At 56.0% G+C, this 532-nt stretch carries 1 protein-coding gene; it reads left to right on the forward strand.

Features of this window, described 5'->3' with window-relative positions:
• A partial coding sequence (locus tag ACXJKJ_RS31985) for a hypothetical protein (RefSeq protein ID WP_457395761.1) occupies window positions 1-443 on the forward strand: 443 nt, incomplete at its 5' end.
• Window positions 444-532: the final 89 nt, after the last annotated feature.

Consider the following 532-nt stretch of genomic DNA (forward strand, 5'->3'; position numbering starts at 1 on the left):
ACCTGGCTCCTCATCTGATCGGCCGATCTCAAACCATCGAATTCCCCCGCTACAGGGAGTCAGAGTGGGACATGGTCGAATGGACAAGGATAGTGCGCCACTACTCGAGCCTCATCCATGAAGACGAGTATGCAATGGACGAGTACATCGAGGCACTTCATGACGGCTCATGGGGCTGCATAGGTGCGCTTTCACGATGGATCCGGAATGCTTTAGCTTCCTGCCGATCTGAAGGCCGCTCGATACCCGGACAGGGTGATTGGGCTCGGACCAGGCAGCTTAGCTCAGCGCTTGCCTCGGTTAGCGCTGAGATCCGGCGTGGAGAACTCCACTTTTCAGAAAAAAAGGTCGTCGCCATGCCCGAAGCAGGGCCGACGTTGGCATTGCGAGCGAGCAAGAAACCGGCTCCATTCAAGAGGAAAACACGCCGCAATGAAATCTGATGACGAGACCACTCCACGCCTACTTCCTTTGGAAATCGTTGGGAAGAACACTGGCGATGTCGAGGCACTGCACTCATACGTGCTCCGGC

This window comes from Roseateles sp. P5_E1, from assembly GCF_054049335.1.